Origin of the sequence: Segatella baroniae B14 (assembly GCF_022024235.1) — a bacterium.
Classification (GTDB): Bacteria; Bacteroidota; Bacteroidia; order Bacteroidales; family Bacteroidaceae; genus Prevotella; species Prevotella bryantii.
The window spans coordinates 772,934-797,664 of record NZ_CP091800.1; the positions used below are offsets into that span (position 1 = coordinate 772,934).

At 41.7% G+C, this 24,731-nt stretch carries 24 protein-coding genes and 1 pseudogene; 13 read left to right on the forward strand and 12 right to left on the reverse strand.

From position 1 onward, the window contains the following. Nucleotides 1-23: 23 nt before the first annotated feature. The 8 genes from L6469_RS13200 to L6469_RS13235 all read right to left on the reverse strand — a co-directional run bounded on the left by L6469_RS13200 (nucleotide 24) and on the right by L6469_RS13235 (nucleotide 10,372). Nucleotides 24-1,151, reverse strand: a complete 1,128-nt coding sequence (locus L6469_RS13200; protein ID WP_006283001.1) for a restriction endonuclease subunit S — start codon at nucleotides 1,149-1,151, stop codon at nucleotides 24-26. After that, entirely contained in the window at nucleotides 1,148-2,689 is a 1,542-nt protein-coding gene (locus L6469_RS13205) for a type I restriction-modification system subunit M (protein WP_006283000.1), read from the reverse strand. The genes L6469_RS13200 and L6469_RS13205 overlap by 4 nt, the downstream gene beginning before the upstream one ends. A 5-nt stretch (nucleotides 2,690-2,694) precedes the next feature. After that, nucleotides 2,695-3,741 carry a PDDEXK nuclease domain-containing protein gene (locus L6469_RS13210; RefSeq protein WP_039870842.1) on the reverse strand — a complete coding sequence of 349 codons (1,047 nt, stop codon included), beginning with the start codon at nucleotides 3,739-3,741 and terminating at the stop codon, nucleotides 2,695-2,697. A 4-nt stretch (nucleotides 3,742-3,745) separates the two neighbouring features. After that, the gene (locus L6469_RS13215) at nucleotides 3,746-5,281 is read right to left on the reverse strand and encodes a type I restriction-modification system subunit M (protein ID WP_006282998.1); all 1,536 of its coding nucleotides are present in this window, start codon (nucleotides 5,279-5,281) and stop codon (nucleotides 3,746-3,748) included. A gap of 70 nt (nucleotides 5,282-5,351) precedes the next feature. After that, nucleotides 5,352-6,524 (reverse strand): hypothetical protein, encoded by a 1,173-nt coding sequence (locus L6469_RS13220; RefSeq protein WP_039870837.1) that lies wholly within the window; start codon nucleotides 6,522-6,524, stop codon nucleotides 5,352-5,354. Then, nucleotides 6,508-9,096, reverse strand: a complete 2,589-nt coding sequence (locus L6469_RS13225; RefSeq protein ID WP_074803182.1) for an N-6 DNA methylase — start codon at nucleotides 9,094-9,096, stop codon at nucleotides 6,508-6,510. The genes L6469_RS13220 and L6469_RS13225 overlap by 17 nt, the downstream gene beginning before the upstream one ends. A gap of 74 nt (nucleotides 9,097-9,170) precedes the next feature. Then, nucleotides 9,171-10,166 (reverse strand): helix-turn-helix transcriptional regulator, encoded by a 996-nt coding sequence (locus tag L6469_RS13230; protein WP_039869913.1) that lies wholly within the window; start codon nucleotides 10,164-10,166, stop codon nucleotides 9,171-9,173. Beyond that, a complete protein-coding gene (locus L6469_RS13235) occupies nucleotides 10,166-10,372 on the reverse strand; it encodes a helix-turn-helix transcriptional regulator (RefSeq protein ID WP_074803185.1) in 207 nt (68 codons plus the stop codon). Before L6469_RS13235 ends, L6469_RS13230 begins: the two co-directional genes overlap by 1 nt. 699 nt (nucleotides 10,373-11,071) lie before the next feature. Between L6469_RS13235 and L6469_RS13240 the strand changes: the two genes are divergently transcribed. The 3 genes from L6469_RS13240 to L6469_RS13250 are packed head-to-tail and all read left to right on the forward strand — an operon-like array spanning nucleotide 11,072 to nucleotide 12,568. Then, nucleotides 11,072-11,275, forward strand: coding sequence for a helix-turn-helix transcriptional regulator (locus L6469_RS13240; protein ID WP_006281918.1), 204 nt, complete (start codon nucleotides 11,072-11,074; stop codon nucleotides 11,273-11,275). Continuing rightward, nucleotides 11,272-11,610, forward strand: a complete 339-nt coding sequence (locus L6469_RS13245; protein WP_006281917.1) for a HipA N-terminal domain-containing protein — start codon at nucleotides 11,272-11,274, stop codon at nucleotides 11,608-11,610. The genes L6469_RS13240 and L6469_RS13245 overlap by 4 nt, the downstream gene beginning before the upstream one ends. Then, nucleotides 11,603-12,568, forward strand: a complete 966-nt coding sequence (locus L6469_RS13250; RefSeq protein WP_006281916.1) for a HipA domain-containing protein — start codon at nucleotides 11,603-11,605, stop codon at nucleotides 12,566-12,568. The genes L6469_RS13245 and L6469_RS13250 overlap by 8 nt, the downstream gene beginning before the upstream one ends. A gap of 6 nt (nucleotides 12,569-12,574) precedes the next feature. Here the strand turns inward: L6469_RS13250 and L6469_RS14765 are convergent. Further along, nucleotides 12,575-12,868: pseudogene (locus L6469_RS14765) on the reverse strand (DNA-binding protein); the annotation flags it as partial. A 255-nt stretch (nucleotides 12,869-13,123) separates the two neighbouring features. On the opposite strand from L6469_RS14765, the gene L6469_RS14725 reads away from it, so the two are divergent. The 3 genes from L6469_RS14725 to L6469_RS13265 all read left to right on the forward strand — a co-directional run bounded on the left by L6469_RS14725 (nucleotide 13,124) and on the right by L6469_RS13265 (nucleotide 14,910). Further along, the gene (locus L6469_RS14725; RefSeq protein ID WP_006281914.1) at nucleotides 13,124-13,924 is read left to right on the forward strand and encodes an ORF6N domain-containing protein; all 801 of its coding nucleotides are present in this window, start codon (nucleotides 13,124-13,126) and stop codon (nucleotides 13,922-13,924) included. A gap of 309 nt (nucleotides 13,925-14,233) precedes the next feature. After that, nucleotides 14,234-14,644, forward strand: coding sequence for a hypothetical protein (locus tag L6469_RS13260; RefSeq protein WP_143067174.1), 411 nt, complete (start codon nucleotides 14,234-14,236; stop codon nucleotides 14,642-14,644). Nucleotides 14,645-14,655: 11 nt separating this feature from the next. Then, the gene (locus L6469_RS13265; RefSeq protein ID WP_006281912.1) at nucleotides 14,656-14,910 is read left to right on the forward strand and encodes an HAD domain-containing protein; all 255 of its coding nucleotides are present in this window, start codon (nucleotides 14,656-14,658) and stop codon (nucleotides 14,908-14,910) included. Between the two features lie 77 nt (nucleotides 14,911-14,987). On the opposite strand, the gene L6469_RS13270 is transcribed toward L6469_RS13265, so the two are convergent. After that, entirely contained in the window at nucleotides 14,988-15,725 is a 738-nt protein-coding gene (locus L6469_RS13270) for a carboxypeptidase-like regulatory domain-containing protein (protein ID WP_006281911.1), read from the reverse strand. Between the two features lie 223 nt (nucleotides 15,726-15,948). Then, a complete protein-coding gene (locus L6469_RS13275; protein ID WP_039870024.1) occupies nucleotides 15,949-16,455 on the reverse strand; it encodes an STM3941 family protein in 507 nt (168 codons plus the stop codon). Nucleotides 16,456-16,522: 67 nt separating this feature from the next. Between L6469_RS13275 and L6469_RS13280 the strand changes: the two genes are divergently transcribed. The 7 genes from L6469_RS13280 to L6469_RS13310 all read left to right on the forward strand — a co-directional run bounded on the left by L6469_RS13280 (nucleotide 16,523) and on the right by L6469_RS13310 (nucleotide 22,665). Next, nucleotides 16,523-16,699, forward strand: coding sequence for a hypothetical protein (locus L6469_RS13280; protein ID WP_155815421.1), 177 nt, complete (start codon nucleotides 16,523-16,525; stop codon nucleotides 16,697-16,699). A 59-nt stretch (nucleotides 16,700-16,758) separates the two neighbouring features. After that, nucleotides 16,759-17,133: a LexA family protein gene (locus tag L6469_RS13285; RefSeq protein ID WP_306432720.1), complete on the forward strand. Its 375-nt coding sequence runs from the start codon at nucleotides 16,759-16,761 to the stop codon at nucleotides 17,131-17,133. A gap of 5 nt (nucleotides 17,134-17,138) precedes the next feature. Continuing rightward, on the forward strand, nucleotides 17,139-18,434 hold the full coding sequence (locus L6469_RS13290; RefSeq protein WP_006281908.1) for a Y-family DNA polymerase: 1,296 nt from the start codon (nucleotides 17,139-17,141) through the stop codon (nucleotides 18,432-18,434). A gap of 298 nt (nucleotides 18,435-18,732) precedes the next feature. Next, the gene (locus L6469_RS13295) at nucleotides 18,733-19,593 is read left to right on the forward strand and encodes a hypothetical protein (RefSeq protein WP_006281907.1); all 861 of its coding nucleotides are present in this window, start codon (nucleotides 18,733-18,735) and stop codon (nucleotides 19,591-19,593) included. Nucleotides 19,594-19,850: 257 nt separating this feature from the next. Beyond that, on the forward strand, nucleotides 19,851-21,350 hold the full coding sequence (locus tag L6469_RS13300; protein WP_006281906.1) for an RNA-binding domain-containing protein: 1,500 nt from the start codon (nucleotides 19,851-19,853) through the stop codon (nucleotides 21,348-21,350). Nucleotides 21,351-21,369: 19 nt separating this feature from the next. Next, nucleotides 21,370-21,540 carry a hypothetical protein gene (locus tag L6469_RS13305; RefSeq protein WP_155815420.1) on the forward strand — a complete coding sequence of 57 codons (171 nt, stop codon included), beginning with the start codon at nucleotides 21,370-21,372 and terminating at the stop codon, nucleotides 21,538-21,540. Nucleotides 21,541-22,512: 972 nt separating this feature from the next. Next, nucleotides 22,513-22,665 (forward strand): hypothetical protein, encoded by a 153-nt coding sequence (locus tag L6469_RS13310; protein WP_155815419.1) that lies wholly within the window; start codon nucleotides 22,513-22,515, stop codon nucleotides 22,663-22,665. Nucleotides 22,666-22,784: 119 nt separating this feature from the next. On the opposite strand, the gene L6469_RS13315 is transcribed toward L6469_RS13310, so the two are convergent. Next, nucleotides 22,785-24,725 carry a RagB/SusD family nutrient uptake outer membrane protein gene (locus L6469_RS13315; protein WP_006281905.1) on the reverse strand — a complete coding sequence of 647 codons (1,941 nt, stop codon included), beginning with the start codon at nucleotides 24,723-24,725 and terminating at the stop codon, nucleotides 22,785-22,787. Nucleotides 24,726-24,731: the final 6 nt, after the last annotated feature.

Consider the following 24,731-nt stretch of genomic DNA (forward strand, 5'->3'; position numbering starts at 1 on the left):
TTAACGTGTGACCTTCGTTTTTTTTAGCCGTTTATCAGACTTTTTATCACATTATCAATCGCTTCTATTGATTTTCTGATTTCAAATCCTGATTTATCGGCCTGTTCGGCAATAGTAACAAAGTGCTTTTGGTCTTCCAAAGATGGAATTGGAATTTCTAAATTATATATATGCTCTGGTTTTATATTTAATATATTCGAGCCAGAACCGAGAAATTCGATAACTTCTCTATATTTCGGAGTTTGGAAATAGACGGAAAGATATTCTGGGAGAATAGACTCCTTACATCTAATTCCTAAACAAAAAGCACCGAATGATGTACGGTAAGATGGAATTGTATTAATCATCGCTGCCTTGCCAACAAGCTTTTTACTTCCATTAGAGCCGCACATCACAATATCACCTTTAGACAGAACCTGCTCTGTTGTTACTCTTTTATTATCGACATATACAACATCGTCAAAATTAATTTGACCATTGATGATATTATTTGAGCGTAGAATAACAGAAATACTATCGGAAGTTTCTTCTTTGATATCTACCGGTTTATACGAAACACCTCTTATAACATCTATGTGTGTTTTAAGTTTTTGAAGAGGATATTTTTCGTTATAGAACATCTCGATAAATTGCGATTTCACCATTTCTTCGGTTGCAGCAAGAAGTTTCTTGTATGACTCTTTCAGGCGATATGCCGCCCAAAGTTTATCTGCAAGAACTTTTTGTTCTGCGAGAGAGGGAAGAGGAAACTCCTGTTCACGAAGGTCCTTCCAATTGATGGTTGGTGATAGTCCTCCAACAGAGATTTGAACGGCTCTTTCCATAAATAAGTCGGAGCTCATGAAGAACGGGAAGTAGTTTTTGTCTACAACTTCTTCGTTTGGTCGAAGCACCATTCCATGAGCTGAAAAAATGCCATCAAAAGGCGCAATGGCAAGTTTTCTTTGGTATGCTCGTCTTTTGCCAAACAAAATATCGCCCTTTTTCATAATTAACTTTTCACCTATAGGAGCAACATTAGAACCCCAGCGAGTGATTTCTAAACACTCGCTATCAATGTGCTCCAATCCGATGTAATGTTCCTTGTCAGATTCGGTAGGAGTTTTCTTTGCAGTGCTATTGAAAGCTATTTTGTCAAATCTATAGTTCATGAGCCTAACATTCCAATTAGTGTATCTACAGAGTTTACCAGCAATGAGTGTTGCCTTTCCCAAGATGCCAAGGCATCTTCGGCAGAAACTGCTTCCGCTTTATTTATCTCACTAATGTAAACATATTTTTGTATGCTTAGGTCAAAACGGTTCTTTTCAATTTCTTCAAAGTCAACCAACCGCTTGAAATCTGCTATATCGTTTACACTTTTATACGCTTCTGCTATTTTCTTGATATGAGAATTTTCCAAGAAGCTTTCAGCATTCTTACGTGTTACTTCATACTTGGCATTAATGAAAATAACCTTGTTCTTTAGTTCTTTTGCCTTGCGATTATTGCATATCAGGATACACGCCTCCATTGGGGCATTATAGAAAAGATTAGGGCCAAGACCTATCACGGCCTCTATCTTATCGGAGAGGACAAGTCCTTTTCTGACTTCTGATTCCTCATTTCTGAATAATATACCATGAGGTAAAAGAATCGCACAACGCCCATGATCGTTATTCATAGATGCTACAATATGTTGGATGAACGCATAGTCGGCTCTCCCTTGCGGAGGAGTCCCCCACATGTTACGTCCCCATTTGTCATGTTCAAAGGCAGACCTATTCCATTCGCTAATGCTATACGGCGGATTTGCCAACACGATATCGAACTTGCGCAAATGGCTACCATCAACGAAAGCAGGATGTGCAAGCGTATCTTCACGAACAATGCTGAAATCCTCTACGCCATTCAAGTAGAGGTTCATGCGTGCGATAGATGCAGTCAGAGCATTGATTTCCTGTCCGAAAACCTTGACTCCCTGCCAAGGCAGACCTTTCTGACGAAGGAAGTCGAGACACTTCACAAGCATACCTCCACTACCACATGTTGGGTCATAGATGCTCTCGTTTGGCTGTGGCTGGAGAATCTCTGCCATCAGTGTTACCACCGTTCGGTTGGTATAGAACTCCTGTGCGGTATTGCCTGCATCGTCGGCAAACTTACCTACAAGATATTCGTATGCCTGGCCCATCTCGTCGGCAGGACAGGAAGACAACCCCAGGTTATAGCGAGAGAAGTCTTCGATAAGGGAAGTGATGATGTGGTCTGGCATCTTATTCTTGTTGGTCCATCCGTCTTTCGGACCAAAGATACCGTCCAATCCACCTATGACACGCCCATCCGCTTCTTCTCCCGGGTTAGCCTGTTCTATAGCGATAAAAGCTTCAACCAAGCGCTGGCCAACATTCTCCGTTACTTCGCGTACATCACGCCAATGAGCACCATCAGGAATACGGATGGCCAGTTCTGCTGCTTGCATACCAGCATATTCCTCACCTCCTTCTGCTACAAAACCATCAAACTGCTCATCATATACATCGCTGATGCGCTTGAAAAACAGCAACGGGAAGATGTATTCCTTATAGCCAGCAGCATCTATCTGTCCGCGCAGACGGGTAGCAGCACTCCATAGGAACGATTTCAGTTCGTCCAATGAGATTGTCTCGTCTGCTCGACGGTATTGTGTATTCTTATGTTCTTCCTTCATGTTGTTCATTCTTTATGAACTTGGGATTGTTCTCTTGCTATAGCGATGGCTTTCTTCAATTTGGCTGCCAAAAGCTTCTTATCGGGAAGTTGGGTGTAATATTGAGCAACTTTTATAGGACTGTTTTCATCCAGCATGAGATATTCAACGTGCTCAGTATTTCCTTCCGAACACAGAATAAGACCTATAGGCGACTCTTCCCATGGTTTCTTCTCGTTTTGATTGAGATACCTGAGATAAAGCAACATTTGTCCTTCATGTTCTGGTTTGAATTTACCTAGTTTCAAATCGATGGCAACTAGGCGTCTCAATTCCCTATGGAAGAATAGCAGATCGATGTAATAATCTACAGCATCTACAGTAATACGCTTCTGGCGTGCTACGAATGTAAAATCGGAGCCTAACTCTTTGATGAAGTCTTCAATCTGCGTGATAATCGCGGTTTCCAGGTCGCTTTCCGAGAACACATCTGGCAAGCCAAGCATGTCAAGTATATAGCTACTCCTAAAGACCATATCTGGTAGTAACTGATTATTGTTCCTTGCTTCCTGAAGCTCTTTTTTAATAACTTCTTCTGGTTTTCTGCTTATGGCTGTGCGCTGGTACAGCTGCTGATCTATCTTCTCGTCCAAGGTACGGGTATCCCAATGTTCTATCGTACACATTTGTGCATAGAACTGTCTTTCAAGGGAATCTTTCACACCCATGAGGGAACGAAGATGTGTCCAGCTTAATTGTGTACGAGTGGCGTACACAATTTCATCTTCAGTAAAAGTGTACGCAGCGCGTACACAATGTTGCAGTTTGTAGATGCTCCAACCACTTCCGTACTGTTCGGTTAATCTTTTGGAAAGATTTTTGAGTATCTGTTTTCCGTATTCGGCTCGCTGATTATATAGCACATCTTCCTTAATACGCTTACCCACATACCAGTTGGTAAGGCATACCTCTGTATTGACGTATACTGCAATCTTATTACGAGTCTGGTCTATAATGTTACAGACATCGTTGAATAAGACTATTTCGTTGTTTTTATTAACAATCTCTTCCATCAGCCTAAGCATTTATTATTTTTCTAAATTCTGCTTCGCGAAGTTTCACTTCTTCGTAAGCAGCCTTGAACTCTGCCAGTACCTCGGTATAAGGCTTGATAGCCTCACGGTGGTACTGTACGTATTTATTGGGCGATAGGTCATAACCCTTTGCTGCAATATCGTCGAGTGTTACCACCTGTGAGAAGTCTTCCACGTTCTCATAGTTGACATATAACTCGAATAATCGGTCAACATCCTTCTGTTCCAATATGTTTTGAGCTCGTTTCGGAGTCAGAATCTTGGTGCCGTCTATCATCAGGATACGCGCACTATGTGCAGCGGGCTTCATCTTGCGAATAATCAGGAAGCATGGTGAAAGGCCTGTTCCATAGAAGAGCTTATCACCAAGGGTAACAACAGCCTCTACCATATCACTTTTCACCAACTTTTCACGGATGTGTCCTTCTTCTTTGCCTCGAAAGAGTACTCCCTGCGGCATTACCACAGCCATGCGTCCCTTGCCTGGAGCCATCGATGCTATCATATGCTGAATCCATGCATAGTCACCGCACGAGTCGCTGGGCGTTCCCCAGATGTTACGACCATACTTGTCTGATGACCATTCCACCGAGCCCCATTTCTTCAACGAGAATGGGGGATTGGCTATCACACAGTCGAACTTTGCAACCTCTCCACCTTGCAAGATTTTCGGATTGCGGAGAGTGTCACCCTGCATAATGTTGAAGTCGCTTGCGCCATGAAGGAAAAGGTTCATCTTGGCAATAGCCGAGTTAACCACATTCTTCTCCTGACCGAAGATGTTTCCACAACAGAGGTTACTATGATTCATGTGATGTACGGCCTCAATAAGCATACCACCAGAACCGCAAGCAGGGTCATAGACACTTTCACCAGGTTGAGGATCGAGGATGCGTACAAGTAACTGTACTACAGAACGAGGAGTATAGAACTCACCAGCCTTTGCCTTTGAGTCATCAGCAAATTTCTTCAGCAAGATTTCGTAGGCATCGCCCATTAGGTCGGTAGGATAGTCATTGTTTCCAAGTTTCCTTGTACTCAGATGTTCTATCAGGTCACGTATCTTTCCGTCTGAAAGGTTCTTCTTGTCCGTCCATTTCTGAGCACTGAACATACTAAGCACACCATAAAGCGTATCAGGGTTGGCTAACTCTATACCACGCATAGCACCAACGATGGCCGCGCCAAGATTCTCGCTACGTTCACGTACATCCTTCCAATGACAACCATCAGGAATAACAAAGCGATGCTGTTCTGGTAATGTCGCATATTCCATGTCGCCACCACTTTCTTCCAAAGCCGCCTCAGTCTCTTCATCGTACACGTCAGAGATACGCTTGTAATAGAGAATAGGCGTTATATAGTCCTTGAAGTTGTCCTGACTCACAGGTCCTCGTATGATATTGCACGCCTCAAACAAGAAGTTGTACAAATTCTGCACACCTTCCAGTTTCAGCTCCTGTGGTGTCTTCGGAGCATCAAACAAATCAGAAGACTTCTTTTTTGCTTTTTTTGCCATATCTTGTTTTCTTTTCGTTTGCAAATTTACCTATAATAGGTTCAATAGATGTGAATCAATCAGGAAAACTTTATAATTTATCAAATTTAGCGAAGTAGGGATACTTCATTTTGCTCTCTCGCGTATTCAGCTGCGCATCTTTCAGTCGCATTTTTCTTCCTGGTATCCATTCTCTGATAGCAACCATACACTCTTCACAATGCCAGACACCATCTTCATCTTCTTCTGGCTCCAATTCACGACCGTTGTAAGATGCAGCATCCTTGGGAAGTTCTTTGCAAAAGAACAAGTTGATCTCTTTGTCGTTATGCTTAGAAATATAATCGGCCATCCATGTGATGACTTCACATATTTGCATGGTCAGCCCGAAAATGATATATCTAGATTTCTTTGAGTGGAAGATGGCCTCAATCTTTTTCTGATCATCAGCAGACAGCTCAACAGTATGAGAATGCGTATTACCGAAATCAAGAATGGAGCGGATAAAGGACTCGATATAGTCAGGAATAACTCTTTCTCCAGGCTCTCCATATCTTACTCCTGCTTTATCTGCATTCTTGCCAGCCAAGTACAAAGAGCATTGATTCAGGTTAACGTTTGTTCCCTGCATACATTTGTCCGGAATAAGTCCAACTTTATTGCAGGACCTAAAAATATATTCCAGGACCTGCCGAAGTTGGTTGAAATGATGCACAGGTCTGAAACTAGGGTCATTAGCAGGGAAGTGCATCGGGACCAAAATATCAGTGAGGATGTACTCGGTGGCTGGAAGTATTTCTAAAGTTTTCAACGCTTCAAACATATCCCTATACAGGGTGTGAACTTGTGTAATGTCAGAATTCTCTATGGCCTTGGTGATGTCATCAATAAGTTTCACGTCATCTTTTCCCTTCTCATAATAATCACCATAAGACTCTTTGAAGTCCTCACTTGACAATAATCCCGGTTGGCCAGTTGAGATAAAGTAGGGAATGTTCTTTTTCAACTTTAACTCATCCAGCCTTTGTTTTGCTTTTGCTAATCCTTTAAGACTAGCTCTTTCGTTTTCACTTTCATCAAACATCTTTGCATCAAGAAGTACTGCATCCCATCTGTCGAGATCCTTTTCTAATGCTTCAATGCCTGCTTTTCTTGTGCGGAAGGGTACAAGAAGCAAGTCATGGAATTCTTTGCATTCGTCTTGGAATGCTTTCATCTTATCCCATTCGTCGTCAATCCAAAGTATGTTATACATTTTGTCCATTGCTTTTTGAAATTGGTAACAAGATTCTAACCACCGTATTCTCACCATCCATGAAGATGTCATAGTCTCCTTTGTAGTGTTCTACGATGGATTTTACTATATGACCACCTTGTCCTGTTCTGCCAGTAACACCAGCCTTTTCTCCTAACAAGCCATAGCTTTTTTTGTCCATGCCAGACGGTAAAGGAATACCATTGTTTGAGAAATCTATCTGGAACATATCCCTCTCAGGGTCAACTGTGAGGGTAATGTCGATACAGTAATCTATTTTCTCTGCATCAATGAAGCCATGTTGCACGGCATTGTCAATAATGTTGTGAACTACTCTGTCTAAATCCAGAGGTGCTATTTCAACAAACAGCTTTACAGGCTCAATAGACTTTGAAATTTCAGCCTCGAAGGATATAAAACCATTCAACATCGAGAAATTCTTTTTCTTGATGTCGTGCGCTGGCAATCCATAAGCCTTAAGAGCATTGTCATCGCAGTAATACTCTACGCTAAAAGCTGATGACCTATCGTCGTATTTTCTTGCCAATTGGCGAAGGAAAGCATCGATATTCACGACTTCAGGTGTGCCAAATTTATTTTCTTGGCTGAACACATCCACCAAAGCAGACAAACCATTGAAAGCATCATCAAATTGCGAGAAAAGGTTTGCCATCTTCGATTGCAACTCTGGAGAGCCATACTTACCGATATAGCCACGAATGGAGCGAGATACAGACCCCAGTTCACGCATATAAGGCATCATATCGTGCTTTCTTGTTCGCACGGTGTTGATGTATTCGGCCTTCATCGACTCAATGAGACTTTGAAGTCCAAACTCTTTAGCCTTTGCCAATTTAGCATTGTTGGCTGCCTCCTTGTAAAGGTTGTTTTGTTCTTCAAAACTCCTTTGCAGTCCAACGGAAGGGACGGCAATTCTCATTCCCAATAAATCTCTTCGTCTGATACGTGGAATGACATTTCCTGCTGCCTGAACAAACCTCCTGGAAATCTCTAGGCAAAGGTATGTCGGAGAAACCCAACCTTGTGTAATCCTACAAGCCCAAAGATTAGGATGCAAGAATAACGGCTTTTCTGGTGAAGCCTCGCAAAATGTGGGTCTCAAAAGCCGGATAGATGATAGAAGTATCACAGGTTCTGTAATCTTTGTAGCGTGTGCCAAATTGCGTGATGTCTCGAAGAAATCCACTGTACGAACACAATCCTCTCCTTCAGGAGCCAAGTCTGCGATTTGTGCAAGATGCCCGCTCTTCTCTTCAAAGTGACGCTCACCTCTGATAAGTTCGACCACATCCCCTAATGAGATGACTTCGTATCCTTCCGGGAAAGACTCTCTAATAGGATTGAGATATTTTTCTACGCTCCAGATGTAATCGCCATGCCTGATGTCGTCTTGTGTAACAAAGACGCAATTGTCATGTTTAGGATTGTTGAGACAATTTACAACAGCTTCTACATCAAGAATCGGTTTTTTCTTGTCACCCTTGTTGAATTCAGAGGCATCAAGCATTTTGATTGGTGCATTTTTATCTCTGCCCTTTTTTAAAAGGACGGCCACAAGGGAAATTGATGTGTATGGGCGCATCAGGTTTGCAGGCAAAGAAATTACCGCATCGAGATAGTTTTTCTCCGTGAGTTCATGGCGAATCTCTCTTGCGCGTCTAGAATCAAACAGAACAGATGGTACAACAAATGTAAACAGCACGCCATTATCATTTGTTAGGCTTTCAAAGTTCTTCAGGCAAAAACATTCTGAACGAATCGGACGGTTTTCGTCCTTCACCGATATTGGTACTCCGATAGGTGGAGTAGAGACAATTATATCATACGATATTTTAGACCAATCTCGAACGTCTCCCGGAATACAAGAAGCCTTGTCTTGAATACCTGCGAGGTGTGTTCTAAAGATACTAATGTCTGCAATGAAAGGATCACGCTCCACTCCTGTGAAGGATGCGTATTCTTTCATTGCCGTAGCAAATGACATAAGCCCAGAAAATGGGTTATAAATGTCTTTACCTCTCGATTCAACCAATGCAGAAGCCAACTCTGCAAATTCGACAGGTTGTGTGAATTGACCCGCAGAGTGATTAGACGAGAACTTCGATAAAGCAATATCTAAAACCTGGAGATAGTATAAATCACCCTCCTGATATTTTAAAATAGTTTCGACAAACTCAAAGATATATGCAGGCTCTCCAGACATTCTGTCTAAGAGGGAAAGGTACTTTGAAATAGTGTCAGCTAATGAGTCGTCTTTTGGGTAGTCAGATACAATTGCTTTATTGGAAATACCAAGAGATTTCCATTCGACGTAGTGACGTTTGCTTGTTATCTCCATATAAGATAAGTCCATCAAGGAGATAATGTCTGTAGAATCCTTTTGGACATTTGTCTGTATTGAGACATAGCCCTTCTTCATTAGATAGAGAAGGGCTGCTATCAGTCCAATAACAGGATATTCATTTGGAATTTCTATTCTTGACCAAAAGGCAGAAAAGAATTTCCAAATGGCTTCAGTAACACTATTTCTTGTTTGCTCACTCATGTTCCAATTCGTCATATGCACAAAGTTGAAAGGTTAGACATTCATTTTCGGCTGCAAAATTACTGTCTATATATTCAATCTATCTGAACCTATTTGTATTTTTCGATGTTTTTTTTAATTCTTGCTAAAATTTTCTCTCTCAGTGAAGCTGGAGATAGTATTTCAAATCGTTCTCCGAAGGAAAGAAGCAACTGTTCCAACTCGAAGTTCGGTATCACCTCAATAGCTATTACGGCGCTACCATCTTCATTCTCTTCAATCACTGTCTGTGATCTGTGAAGAGGCTTAGAGAGAGTGTAGGGAAGTTGCTCTTTATCTACCCATATCTTAACAGTCTGGGGAAATTCATTAGACTTGACACTAACACCAACTACATTATCGAAGTAATGTGAGAAATCAATATCTGTATTGGGAATGAATTTGGCTGAAGACTTCCCCACAGCCTCAATACGGTCAAGTGCATATATAGACAAGTCCTTGTACTCGTTATTAAGGGCGAAGAGGAACCACCTCTGATTGTACTCTTTCAAATAGTAAGGATGAACGACGCCATCAATCACCTTATTACTCCTATAGGTATAGTACTTAATCTTGATGGCTTTCTTTTCTGCAATGGCATTGAACAGTGGCGTAAAGAACGACATACCTTTAAGTTCCTTGTTCTCATCAAAACCAATAACTGGCTCTGGACTGGCACTGACTGTTTCTTGCATATGGGCACTCATCTCTTCTACCCACTCAAAGCCTGGCATCCCCTCGAAACGGCGAAGCATGGAAACGGACTGAGTAAGTTGGGCTATCTCTTCTTCATTCAGCGGTGTGTTGAAAATAGAGAAGTGGGGGTCTTCATAACGATACCTGATTTCACGGCCACTTCGAATCTGTTCCACCACAATATGCCAACGGTTCTCAATGGATAAGATATCGTTACGAATGGTGTTCAGAGCACTGATGGGCAGTTCTCCGCGACGTTCTAAGGCATCGTTGCACTTGTCAAATATCTCCTGAGTGGAATAGCCCCTTCTACTTTGGAGACACCTGTCAATTATACTTTCTCTGAATGATCCGTTTTTTACGTTTGCCATTATTCTAAAGGACGTACTAGTTCGTTTACATTTACTTCCAGTACTTTTGCTATTAGCAATAGCATCTCCAAATTAGGTTGCGTTGTATTTGTAACCCACTTGGAAATGGTAGCTTGGTCTTTACCTAATTGCTCAGCCAGCCATTTATTACTCTTATCTTTTTCAGCTAAAACGACCTTGATTCGGTTGAGATGCTTACTATCCATACTATATATATAATGTATATTCGAGTACAAAGGTACTGTTTTTTTGCCATATATGTTCTTTTATGGATAAAAATGAACAAAATCTGCAAAATATTTGAAGAAAACGCAAAAATGGCAACTTAGAAATGCAATAATCATGGGGAAATATGCTTTTTTAGCGAAAACATTTCTTGAACTCACAAAAAAATTACTCTACATTTCAGAAGGTTACGAAGGGTCACTTTTGCTCCAAAAAGGTCACCTGAAGGTCACCGACAAAAGAAAAAGCACTTGCGAGAAACTCGTAAGTGCTTGATTTTTAGTGTGGACCAGCCAGGGCTTGAACCTAGGACCTCCAGATTATGAGACCAATATAATGATATTCCGTGATAGTCTATAATTTGTAACTATACTGATGGTCAAAGAGTTATATCTTTGCGATTTTCACTGAAACTCACAAAATACCCCTAACTGAAATAGTTTGTTTACGCATTGTTTACGCAAATGGTCTCCAGACTAATAGTCTATAGTTATAAGTGGCGACTATCATTCATGCTTTAATTCCACAAATGACCGAATAAAATTGACATTAATCACCGAAAAGAACGTAAAACTATAGTAGAAAGCATATAAAAATGTTAAATGTCACACTTTTTATATCAGAACGCATGTAATTTGCAAATAATATTGTAATATTGCATTCGAAAGAATATAATTTGTATGGAAAAGACAAAGTTATCGAAGGTGGTTAAGGATTTGCGCAAGGAATATGGCCTTACGCAAGAAGATCTGGCTATGAAGTCTGGCGTAGGCTTGTGCTTTGTACGCAATCTGGAACAGGGAAAGCCGACACTAAGAATGGATAAGGTCAACCAGCTACTTGATTTGTTTAACTACGAACTTACAGCAACTAAAAAGCAATGAGACAAGCTGAGATTTATCGAAAGGATGTCCTTGCTGGCATCTTGACAGAAGATGGTGGAGAATACCGTTTCTGTTATGATGAAGCGTACCTCAAACGTAGAGATGCGCAACCTGTAAGTCTGACACTCCCATTACAAGCGGAGACATTCGTAAGTCCTATACTATTCCCGTTCTTTGACGGGTTGATACCTGAAGGATGGCTGCTTGATGTGGCACTTCGCAATACCGACATTAGTATTCTTGACCGGATGTCACTATTATTGTTATGCTGTAAGGAGTGTATCGGTTCTGTCAGTGTAGTTCCTATAAATAAGGAAGGAGGTGACAATGTGTAAATGTCTGTACTGTTATAAGGAATTGAAAGAAGGTCAGAAAGACTTTCATCCAAGTTGTGCCCGAAAATTCTTTGGAACAAAGGATGTGCCCTTGCTGGAGTACAAACATGAAGAACTCGACCAATTAGCCGAGCAGATAATTCGTGCTCAGACATCTCTGACAGGCGTCCAACCCAAATTGTCTCTGAATCTCGACAAACACGATGGATGTAGCCGACTGACTATCGTAGGACTTTGGGGAGATTACATCTTCAAGCCCCAAACGGAGAATTACGAGCAGTTGCCCGAAAACGAGGATTTGACGATGCATCTTGCGGAAGCCGCAAAGATTAGTGTGGTACCTCATAGTCTTATCCGTTTGGCTGATGGAAAACTGGGGTACATCACAAAGCGTATTGACCGCACCAAGAATGGCGAGAAGATAGACATGGAAGACATGTGTCAACTCACGTTGCACCCTACGGAATACAAATATAAAGGATCGCATGAGCAGATAGCAAAGACAATCTTGCAGTACAGCAACACACCAAAATTCGATCTCACGAACTACATGCAGTTGCTACTCTTCTGTTTTGTCACAGGCAACAATGACATGCACCTGAAGAACTTCTCGCTTTACCGACCTGCTGAGGACTATCGACTGACGCCAGCTTATGACCTGCTGAATGTTGCCATTGCCAATCCGAAGGACAAGGAGGAATTGGCACTTACTCTTGCGGGAAAGAAGACGAAACTCCGTTTGGCAGACTTCCTTAATGCCGCAAAGACAATGGGACTGGAAGAAAATGTTGTACAGCGTCTCGTTGCAGGGCTTCATAAGGTGTTTCCAAAATGGCAACAGCTCATAAAAGATTCCTTCCTCAGCGATGAGCAGAAACAAACGTATGAGGAACTTGTAGTTACCCGACTGGATAGATTAAAAGCGGGACAAGTGGGCAAAAACGAATCTAAAAAATAGAGTAAGTAGGTTCTTAAATGCACGAAAGTCGAAAAGACCCAACTGAGTGATTTTGCTCACGAAATTATTTTCGTGAGCAAATTGTAACTTAAAGTCTTTCAGTAGATTACCTTTACATAAAAAGTAACCATTGTGCTTCAACTCATCCTCATGTGAAGATAGATAATTGTCAATGGTTCGTGAATCCACTTCATAGAAATCTGCCACCATTTATTTGGTAAGATAATACTTTCCTTCAAAATGATATGCTTCAATATCCAAAGCATTTTGGATACGAGGTATAGCCAAATTATTATTCAGAAAGCACTTACAGGCAGGGGTTTTACACTTTTCAATAACTTTTGATGGCAAAAAGCTACACTTTTCAATGATAAATGTCAAAACTACACTTTTAAAATTGTGGCGTTATTATGTAAAATATCGCGTTCTAAAACGTCATTTCTTGTAAAATATCGTATTCTGATGCTATGTTTTTATGTAAAATATCGCATTTTCCAATAGAAGTTTCTGAGCTAATAGGAAAAACGAATAGTTGAGTTATTTCAAAATTGCAGTATGCCCTTTACTTTGGCTTTTCTATATGGGGTAGAAACACGTCGCCTGAATGAGCAGGTAAAACGTAATATAGAACGATTCCCTAGCGACTTCATGTTCCAATTGACCAAAGAGGAATTTGATTTTTTGAAGTCGCAATTTGCGATGTCAAATATTACCGATAGTCAGGACAACAAGAACTTGAAGTCGCAATTAGCCCTGCAGAACTTGGCTCTGCTTGTCACAAAGACTGTCTATGTCTATTCGCTCCTGTTTGTACCCGAATACCTTGAACAACTTTACAAGCGTATTGCCGTTGAAGGTGAACCTCTCGCCTACAGCATCTACTTCTTCGTCACATTCGACCACGGGCTTCGCCAGATGGCAGATGTATTCAGCAAGCAGATGGTAGACGGTCAAAGTACCAGTTTTACAGCCGAAATGTTCAGGATGTGTCTGCGGGCATTCATAGCGCATAGCCTAACCAGTAGGACTGACACGAAGGAAGGCTGGCAACAGTTGGCCAACGAGACATCAAGCGATGACTGTTGGAAAGAAATCATGTTCACCTTGCGTTCCTGCCAGTCTCATGATGGCCAGCAGAAGGACAGCCGGACACTTGATGAATTGCTCATTGCCGTTCGGGACTTTACTTTTCACGATGCTCTCAGAAGGTTGCCGATGACGATAGACAATCGGAAGCTGTGGCACGGATTCAGCCAAATACTCTTGCCAGAAGGGAAAGGAAGATTTTGCTTAATCCGTACCGAATACCGAGGTCATTCGACAGCTGCGATTTACCTTTGCATCGCTGAAAAGTAATGGATACGGACGGCCACAGGAAATGCATCTACAAGCCTTGTGAAAGTCATTTTCCTGAAAAAACACTTTATACTCAATTTTTAATTTGTATCTTTGCACAATAATTCAATTATTCGTGTTATGGTGTGGTATATACTTATATATTTGTTCGCAAGTCTTATAATAGGCATTCGCATTCTCTGCTACGATAAAAAAAAGAAGCGAGATTCTGAAAGGACAACACTAAAACAATTTTTGATCACATTAGTTGTGGGACCCTTTGTCATAGCAATTTTACCATTCATAGTCATTGGATATTTCTTTAACGATATGTTTGGAAAGATCAAGAAAAGAAGAAAGCTGAAAGAAGAAAGAAAGTTTAATGCATCTCTGGGGTTAGGCCCAGATGAACATTATCTTTGCTTTTCAATGATGCGTGGTGCCGGGGTAATCAAATGTGCCGATTGTGGTTATGAAGAGGAAATAACTAGTTTTACTCATGGGATAATGTCATGCACGATTGGCAGGCAATGTCCTAATTGTCATGCCTTTGCTTGCGAGTATAACGAAAGTAAAGAGTACCACACCTTTGGAAAAGCAAAAGAAGATTTTGTATGCCCACAATGTGGCACAATAATAAGAAAAAAGGAGGAATCAATATTTAAAGGTCATAATGACCCGCTATTCTGCCCTAAGTGCCATAGTGCTCGACTACGCTATCACATGAATTATATCACATAAAGAAAAGAGAGATGGATAATAAGATAGAAGAACGATACATTTTTCTCGATTTTGACGGTGTCCTTAATACAATGGAATACCAAACAGCCTTACAATGGAAAGGTGAACCGGGGTATGATGAATATGGTACGCTTTTTGATCCGTATACAGTGGAATATTTAAAACATATCATAGACAGAACATCAGCGAGACTAGTTATTTCATCATCATGGCGACTTGACGTCCTCCACTATGGCAGAGATCTTGTCACGAACCACATCGTCTGATGAAAAGTTGCAATAATATTTAATTTTACACTTCTTCAGTTTCATGCTACGAGTTTTTGAGTCAGAGGCCCTGTCAGCTATCTGCAATCAGAATTTTGAAAGAAGCAGATATTCTCGCCCTTCTCGTGGTATTTAACATTTTCTGCAGTTATGCGGATTTTGTGAACGGTTCTGTCATCGTGACGAACATTATAGTCCAGCATCAAAATGAATGCACCCATTTTCTGATTGCCATATTGTTCTGTCATATTTTCGATATGACGAATCTTAACCTCCTTGTCATCGATGAATGCTTGAACCTGAAAATTTTCGAGCTTCACAGAATAGTCTATTACTCCGTTGTTATTATCTCGGTAGAGTTTCTCATCGTATTTCATAGCCTCTGTAGCACTCATCGGGCGGGTATAAACCATCAGAGCTTTAGTTCCCGTAGGGCAGAAAGCTGTCGTGCCATACAGTTCAAGCCTATGGTAGCGAGGATTGATAATCATGTCCTTGTCGGCAATGATATTCCAAGCCCAGAATTCCAGTCGTCGATCTTGTTCAGGAAGTTTACTGAATCTTACATACTCATCCCACTTGATAGCAGTAAGAGCCATGTATTTTCCAGGCTTAATTCCGTTCATCAGATAGAATCCAACGCTGTCGGTTACTACACTGTCAATTGCATTAAAGCGCCCATCCATGAGCATGACTGTACAATTACTGATAGGCTTGTCATTGAAATCGGTAACTCTGCCTGAAATTTTAATTGTTTGCTGTGCAAAAGTTGAAAGACTGGCCACAGTCAATAAAAAGGAGAATAATAGTTTCATATCTTTTTTTTTGTATATTTCGCCTTGACTACCTTGTATGAGTTTCGAGTCAGTTCCTTCAGCAGCTCATCAGGTGCGCATGGTCTGCATTCCCTCGGTGTCCTGTGTTGCCTCACCTGGTGCTAAGCCGTAGGCGACGTTCCAGATCTGTTCAGCTATCAGATATTTCGTGAATTTTTTACTCTCTCATTCAAAATTTCGCACAAGTCCTTTGGCTTGATCGTCAAACCATCTGCGGGAGAGCTTCTTGTGAACCAGCCACACTCTTGTTGAAGCGGCGAACGGCACGCCCAGCCATGCTAGCATCTTCAATTTTCTGCAACTCTATGCTTTCTTTGTATTGTATGCCTATCAACGTTGTCTTTCCCCTTACTGTTCCCACTTTCGTGAGATAGAAGCATTCTACATCTGTAAAGTGAACTTCATAAGTCTTTAAACCACTGTTCATGATGATGCCATCGTCCGTAATCATATAATATGGTGTGTGGGTTATTCTTTCTTTCAGTATGAGAAATAATACGAAAAGTCCACCTCCGCCAAAGAATAAGATGCCAGACCATACAGTGAATGATTGTTCTCCATGTAGAAGTATGAAAATTCCCATTGCAACAAACGCAAAACATACGGCCATTAAGGCTATGTTTTTCCAAATTGAATGATATATTCTGATATCTTCCATAAATTCCAATTTATCTGCCTTATTATTAAACTTTGTTGCAAAATTAGTCATTTCTGATAAATATCAGAGATAAATTCGTAATTTTGTGCCTGATTTTAGGATGTTTCATGAATATAGTATGACACTCAGGGAACTACTACAGTCTGTTGATGCAGAAGCATACGTGGCATGTCCTATCGATGTGGCACCAGACCTTACAGAAAGTCGTGTACTCCGAATCGTTCGCGAGTCTGAGCGAAAGCTCCAGTTCAGCGATGAAGCAATATCCATTTGGAAATATTTATATAGGAAATGAGCAATATCAAGATCATACGCGGTGTATTTGACACCAAACAGGAACTGCAACATGCAGGGGTGAAGGCGGGGTTTCCTTCACCTGCCGAAGACTATATCCATGAGACGCTGGACTTCAACCGTGACTATATCCGTCATCCTGAAGCCTCGTTCTATGGTGACGTAGAGGGAGATTCGATGAAGGATGCAGGACTGTTGGACGGTGACCGTGTGATTATTGACAGGGCTGTAGAGCCACATGACGGTTCCATCGTCGTGGCATGGTGGGACGGTGGCTTCACGATGAAATTCCTTGACCTGACACATCGGAAAGACGGCTACATTGAACTGCGTCCTGCCAACCCTGATTATCCAGTCTTCAAGGTCAAAGATCCAGAGAACTTCCAGATTTGGGGAACTGTGATTCATCTGATAAGGACTTTTGAAAAGATATAAAACAGATGTATGGTATAGCTGACTTGGACAACTGTTACTGCTCATGTGAGAAGGTTTTCCGTCCTGACTTGGAGGGGAAGCCAATTGTTGTGCTGTCGAATAATGACGGCTGTGTGGTGGCACGTTCCAACGAAGCCAAAGCGATGGGTATCAAGGAAGGTACACCTTATTTCCAACTTGCCCAGCAGTTCCCCAACCAGAAGATAGCCGTTTTTTCCTCTAACTACGAACTGTACGGCGAATTGACAGGTCGAGTGGTGAGCATCATCCGCCAAGAAACTCCTGCCTATTTCCGCTACTCGATTGACGAGTGCTTCATGTATCTTGACGGCATAGCGTTGGATCAGTTGCAGACGTGGGGCGAAAACCTGCACAAGCGAGTGAAGCGTGAGGTGGGCTTGCCTATCAGCATCGGACTGGCTCCCAACAAGACACTGGCGAAGATCGCCTCGAAGCTCGCCAAGAAGTTCGAGGTGTATAAGCACTGTTGCATGATCGATACGGACTACAAACGGGAGAAGGCACTCGAATGGTGTCCGATAGAGGATGTCTGGGGCATCGGCAGGCGCTATGCTGCCAAACTCCAGTCATTAGGTTGCAAAACGGCCCTCGACTTTGCCAAGCATCACAAGGATTGGGTACGACAGACGTTCAATAACATCAACATCGTGCGCACGTGGCAGGAACTGAACGGCGAAGATGCTGTGCCGAATGAGGAACTGGCTAAGAAGAAGAGCATCTGCACCAGCCGATCGTTCAACGGTATGATCAGCGACAAGGACACCCTGCGCACTCACATTGCCAACTATGCTGCCCGCTGCGCAGAGAAATTGAGAACTCAGAAGACCGTGGCCACTATTGTTGGCGTGTTTGTCAATACCAATGCCTTCCGTGAAGACCTTGCACAATACTGGAACTTTCAGGAACTGCGCCTTGTCACTCCAACCAGTTCAACGATTCCCATTGTTCAGGCTGCTCACGACGTCCTTGACCGCATTTTCATTCAGGGCTACCAGTATAAGAAAGCAGGTGTCATTGTGATGGGTATCTCACCAGACTCACCCATACAGCAGGACTTGTTTGACCTGAATGCCGAGCAGATTCAGAAGATGCGTCGACTCGATAAGGTAATTGACCGCATCAACCGCATGCACGGCTCAGAGACTATTGTTATCGGTGCCCAGCAGTACACCCAGAAGAATGGTAAGGGAAAGGCAGAAGTCTTTGCCAATGCCATCAAGCACGATTTTAGAAGTAAGAATCCAACCACCCGCTGGAGTGACATTATAAAACTACGCTGAAAAAGGAAGGAATATAAAAAAATAATCATAGAAGTAAGCCATCGAAAGGCAATTCTTTTCGATATAACCAAAGGTTATACAAGATATTTTTTGTAATTTTGTAGTCAACAAGAGCCATAATTTATAACGGAGTTGCCATGCTTAGTAGCGTGCTGAGGTCACAGACTGCAGTTGGTGTCAACGCCAAAATTGTAAAAGACATTGGCACAGGACTATATGCAGTCACTAAATTAACAACATCACCTGAAACAATCTTAGATATGGTGAAATGATGAATGACGTAATATAACAAAGCAACATGGAGTTTCCTAAAGATATGCATGATATGTTTCAAAAGATAGCTGAGCACCACAATGCTCAGTTCCGACTTTGCAAGACATTGGTGGCGGGTTTTAAGGCGACCAATGAGCAGGATCTTTCATACATGGATAACTACATGGATACTCTGTTTGATTTCATGGACCCAGGTGGTGACACGGAGGCTGTTTATCGTGATTACCTAGCTCATGTAGCGACTTTTAATCCTCAAAAGGCTAAGAAGTACGAAGAGTCTTTAGATGAGCATTTGGGATATAAAATTCATGTTGTATATGCAGCGGCCTATGTAGCCAGAGATTTACACCAAGGGCAAAAAGACAAAGGAGGTAATGACTACTTTAGTTCTCACTTACTTCCTGTAGGAAAGAGTGGATATGATTGGAAAGAACAGGTGGTGGGATTACTGCATGACGCAGCGGAAGACACGACCAACGACATATCCACGATTATACATTTAGTAAAACAGAAATTAGAGACATGGATGAACAATCCAGACGACAAATCATGGATTGATGACTTTGAAGAGGACTTCTTTCAATATCCAGCGGAACAGTGCCATATGCCTACCGAGGAAGAGTGGGATGAAATTGCCACCGCCCTTCAATTGCTCAATCACCACACAGCACCAAACAGGGAAGAATACCTTTCTCGTATATGTGTTAATAAACTTGCTCTCAAAGTGAAGTTGAATGATCTTCGCAACAATATGGATATCAGCCGCATTGCAGAGCCAACGGAAAAGGATTTGGAAAGGCAAAAGCGCTATAAACTTGAATATGAGAGGCTGATGAATGCCTTTCAAGAACATATTAACGAAGAAGATCGGACAAATCGTACATGAAGTAATACGAATAATAGCATTATATGGCAAAGAAAAAGAACGAAAATACAACCTCGATAGGTTTTGAAGAAGTGAATGGTCTCCAGGCTAATAGTCAATAGGTATAGGGTACAACTATCATTTATGCTTCAATTCCACAAATGGCCGAATGAATTTGCTCTATTTCGGCTATTTTTTGAGTATAGCGATTATAATATGACAATAAATGTGTAATTTTGCAATCACAAGGCTGAATGAAACCTATATTATAATAAGGTATGAAGAAAGAGGAGCTGAAGAATAAGATACGCTGTGGTGAGACGAGCCGAGTGCAGTTTAAGCAACAGTTCACTACGCAGAAGGAGATTGCCGCCGAAATGGTAGCCTTTGCCAATAGTGAAGGTGGAGAACTGTTGTTTGGAGTGAAAGACAAGACTGGCGAGATTCTTGGTCTCGACTACGATGCTATCCAACAGACAAGCCGCGAACTTGGCAACACCGCCAACGAACAAGTACGCCCAACCATCTACATCCAGACAGATGTTGTGGAAGTGGATGGAAAGATGATTCTGGTGGCTACCGTGCAAAGAGGGCGTAATAAGCCCTACAAAGACCTGGCTGGTCATATCTGGGTGAAGCAAGGTGCCGACAAACGCCGGGTGACTGAGAACAGCGAACTGTTAAGCCTCTTTCAAGATTCAGGCGAGTATCACGCTGACGAAGCCAGTGTGAAAGATACGTCGGTGAGAGACATTGACACGTTGGCTCTTGACCGTTTCTTCCAGAATGTCTATGGCAAACCCATGACAGAGTTTGACGTGCCGCAAGATCAGTTGTTGCACAATCTTCATATTACGGATTCGGAAGGAAGGCTTACCACAGCAGGATTGTTGTTCTTTGGTCAACGCCCGCAACAGTTCAAACCTATGTTTGTTATCAAGGCTGTTTGGTTCTATGGCAACAGCATTGCTGGTACGGAATACCGTGACAGTCGTGACATAGAAGGTACCATTCCTGAAATGTTCGAACAGGCTATGATGTGGCTGAAGTCATGCCTTCGCCGAACACAGAACGGACAGTCGTTTAACTCTATCGGACAGTTGGAGATTCCTGAAACCGTACTGGAAGAGTTGCTCCAGAATGCTCTTGTACATATCGACCTGCTGAAAACAGCTGCTATCCGTCTGATGGTGTTCGATGACAGATTGGAAATAGTGAATCCTGGCTGCGTGATGGGTGGTCATACGATAGACGAGGTGAAACTGGGCAACTCGTATGCCCGCAACCCTTTGATGGCCAACTTCTGCGCCAAGACCATGCCTTATCGTGGTTTAGGCTCAGGCATCCCTCGCGTATTGGCCGAAGACAGCCATGTGGAGTTCATTGACAGCAAGGAGGGGAACCAGTTTACCGTTCGTGTGAGCCGTCCACTTGCTGCCTCAGAGGCAGGGAGTAACACAGAAAAGGCAGTAAGTAATGATGAAAAGGCAGTAAGTAGCGGCAAAAAGGCAGTAAGTAATGATGAAAAGGCAGTAAGTAGCGGCAAAAAGGCAGTAAGTAATGACGAAAAGGCAGTAAGTAAGAAAGAGAAGAATGAGCAAAAGCTCCTTGCTTTCTGCAAAGAGCCAAAGACTTTATCTGAAATTTGCGAGCACCTTGGTATGACCGACAAATATAAAGTCAAGAAAAGGTATATTGATCCACTTCTAAACAAGTCTCTTCGAATGACAGAGCCGGAATCGCCGAAAAGCCCTACTCAGAAGTATGTAGCTATATAACAGAAAAGGAGCAAGCGATATGGAAGCATATGATTTTCTCCATGAGTGGGTGAAACCTATCATCAAGGGCGACTTCAGGACTTCAGCTCAAAGAAAGTCGAGGGTTATTCTCTCTTTGTCTCTGAGTATAAGAAACCGCATGTACAAGCGATGGTCAAGGCTGATGTTCTGGAACTACTGCACAACATAGTCCTATGTTGTGCTTTTCTTGATATTTTCTGCAAGAAGGATGTAATCCATATAAGTTATTATAAGTTATGGAATAGTTTTCCTATTGTTTTCATTATTCAAAATGTGGTTATAATCATAAAAAGAAATATTAGTAATCTAAGCCAAAATAATTCGTAAAGAGACAAACTCTTGCTGGTATGTGTATCCTTTGACAGCAGCGCAGAACCTGTACCACCTTTGTGGTCTCGAATATGAAAGTTACCTATTGAGTACAAAAAAAGTTAAAAAAATAAACAATGTATCTAGTTTATATATAATTTTGTAAGAAAATTAATCACTTATTTTTATATATCTGATTAAATCGTATAACTTAATTCTATTATAGCCAAATGAATTATCATGAAAACAAAAAGATGGAAATATAAATTCTGGTAATCGTGGTGATTTTAAGGAGAGGTGTATGAGATTTTTATTAATATTTATAATGTTTGCTTGTTCACTATCAGCTTTCAGCCAAAATATAAGCTCACAAGTAGATAGTGTTGTTATAAAGTATGTATCATGGAATCTAATTACGGACATCAGTGTTGATTGTACAAATTACGAAGCTTGTATAGATTATAAGACTTATTCAGAAAGTACTCCTCATGGACTTAAAAAGTTAATGAAAGAACTAAATAAACTCAATATGTCTTCCAAAAGTGGTGAGGATATAAGATGTAAACTTGTATAACAATCTCATCATTGATCATGATTTGAATATTATCGTATCATGTAATATTCATGGTGGAAAAACTGTTGAAGTAAGATTTTCGAGAGATAAAAATCAGGCGAAGGTTATTATACCTGAGCAAATCACTTCAGCTATAAAGGATATACTATATCAAAAAATGGTATGGGATACACCTTCTAATTATAAAGCACAATGGATATCATTCAATGTTATAATAAAGGCAAATAAATCCTTAAATTCAAAATAACGAACGATACAATGTTCTTTTATACTATTCATGATGCCTATATTGAATTATATACATTGTGTTTGCCTGATGATGAATTATGTTTCCCAACCCAAAAGCATTATGATATTTTATTCTATGATTTGCTTATGGCAGAGAAATATGATGATATGGATGCATGTTAAGAGAAAAACGGAGGAGAACACCTTGATTCGGGTTCACCTCCGTTTACATTTTATATTATCCGATAAGTTCACGCATTTAGCGCAGATGCCATTTTCATGCCCTTATCAGTGTCATGGCCTTAATACCCATTGGTACCATACTCATCAGCATTCGAAATCTGATTGAGGAAGTCGTATGAAATCGGACGGAGATAATGTTTAGACTCGAATGATGCAGCGGCACGAGGATTACCTTTCGCTAACTGTGTCTCGAAAGCATGATGACGTTTCAGAAGAGCCCAACGGTTAAATTCGCCGCAAAGCTCACGAGCGTACTCATCGAGTACATCCTGCTCTGATGCGGTATCGAGCTTCATATAATTCTCGTAATCTGATGCATGACGACAAGCACGCTTACGCAATACATTCAGATATTCTGCTGCCTTGGTGCCATTACCCAACTGCTGTTCCGCTTCGGCTGCAATGAGGTATACTTCTGCCATACGCATAATGGCTACATCACCATTTCTACGCTGCAAGTTGCTGGTGAAAGCTCCATCGTACATCCAACTGAACTTATTGAGTGCTGGGAACATCTGATAGCAGTTGGTGCCATCAGTAGAGTTCTCAATATATTTACCTTCACTGTCAAAGAGGTCATCGATATTGATGGTAACATATGCACGTCTAGCCTTCTCTTCGGCGGTAAGCTTGTCTTTACTGAGATAGATAGAGAAGCGATCTTCGTCTTCAGGAAGAGGATACTCTGTAGCGTAGATATTCTTCACCTCAATAAGGTTGGCTACATTACCCGAGTGATCACCCTTAGGCCATACCTTAGCCGGATACTGATTGCCATTGGCATTGGTAGAATTATAAGCCAGGTCAGCATAGGCATAAATCGTCTTGCCTACATTAGAATCTGCGATACCATATTTCTGACAAATTTCAGCAGTCAGTGTACGGTTCATTGAGGCATACGTACCCCAGCCAGCCTGTACCATAGACTCTTCGCCAAACGCAGTGGTAAAACAGTTATCCCAACGGGTATCGTGTGGAGCATCGAAGAGATCGATAAGATACTTAGATGGCGCCATGATATTGTTGTTGATACGACCGTAAAGATAGTTAGACTTGTCGGCTGTCTTATAGATATCACTCAACTTGTAAGGGTTAGGATACATATAAGTGAAAATATTGCTGCTGGTATAATTAGCAGCATCCTTGCTGGCCGGTCCGGCTGCAATAAAGAGCGACTCCTTGTTGTTCTTATTATTGGCATTAGCCCATACATCCGCAACATCGGTATACATATCAGCTCCGTATGCAGCCTGATTCGTAATCAGATCTTCTGCAACTTCGGCAGCGCGTTTCCAGTAGCTTACACCGTTCTCTGTAAGTCCTTCGCCTGCACCCTGAGCGTATACACGAGCCAGCAAACCTAAAGCGGTCTTCTTGGTTACACGGGCATAATCACCGTTATAGGGCGTTACATTCAAGTCGGCAGCAGCCTCAGTCAGGTCTTTGACCATCTGGGTATAAAGAGCCTCGTACGTAGAACGTTGTGGCGATAGATTACTACCCTCAGAAGAAGGCTTCAAGTTGAGCGTAATGTTACCATAATAAGTTACCAGGAGCGAGTAGTAATATGCACGAAGACACTTGGCCTCTGCTGTGAGCACCTTGATATTTTCTGCGTTACCATCGGCTACATCGTCGGCACCTTCGATAACAGCGTTACAACTATTAATCTGTGAGTAAGCCTGCTTAAACAGTTTATTGGTATAGTTCGTGTTGGTAGTCAACCCCTCATAGTAGAATACCTGCTGCCCCCATGTACGGTTGTTGGATGTAAGGAAAAGGTCTGTACCACCTTCAGCCACAGCGAGGAAGTCGAAAGAAGAGAAGAGCTGACCGTAAAGCGGTTCATAGCAATACGTTTCCATGCCCGACCAGCCCTCGAAAGTAGCCAGTTTATCGCCACCAGTACCACCGGCAGGGTTATATTCATCTAGTCCACAAGAACCCAGCATGAGCGATGCACTGAGCCATGCGCATACCTGTAATTTTATCTTTTTCATTGTGTT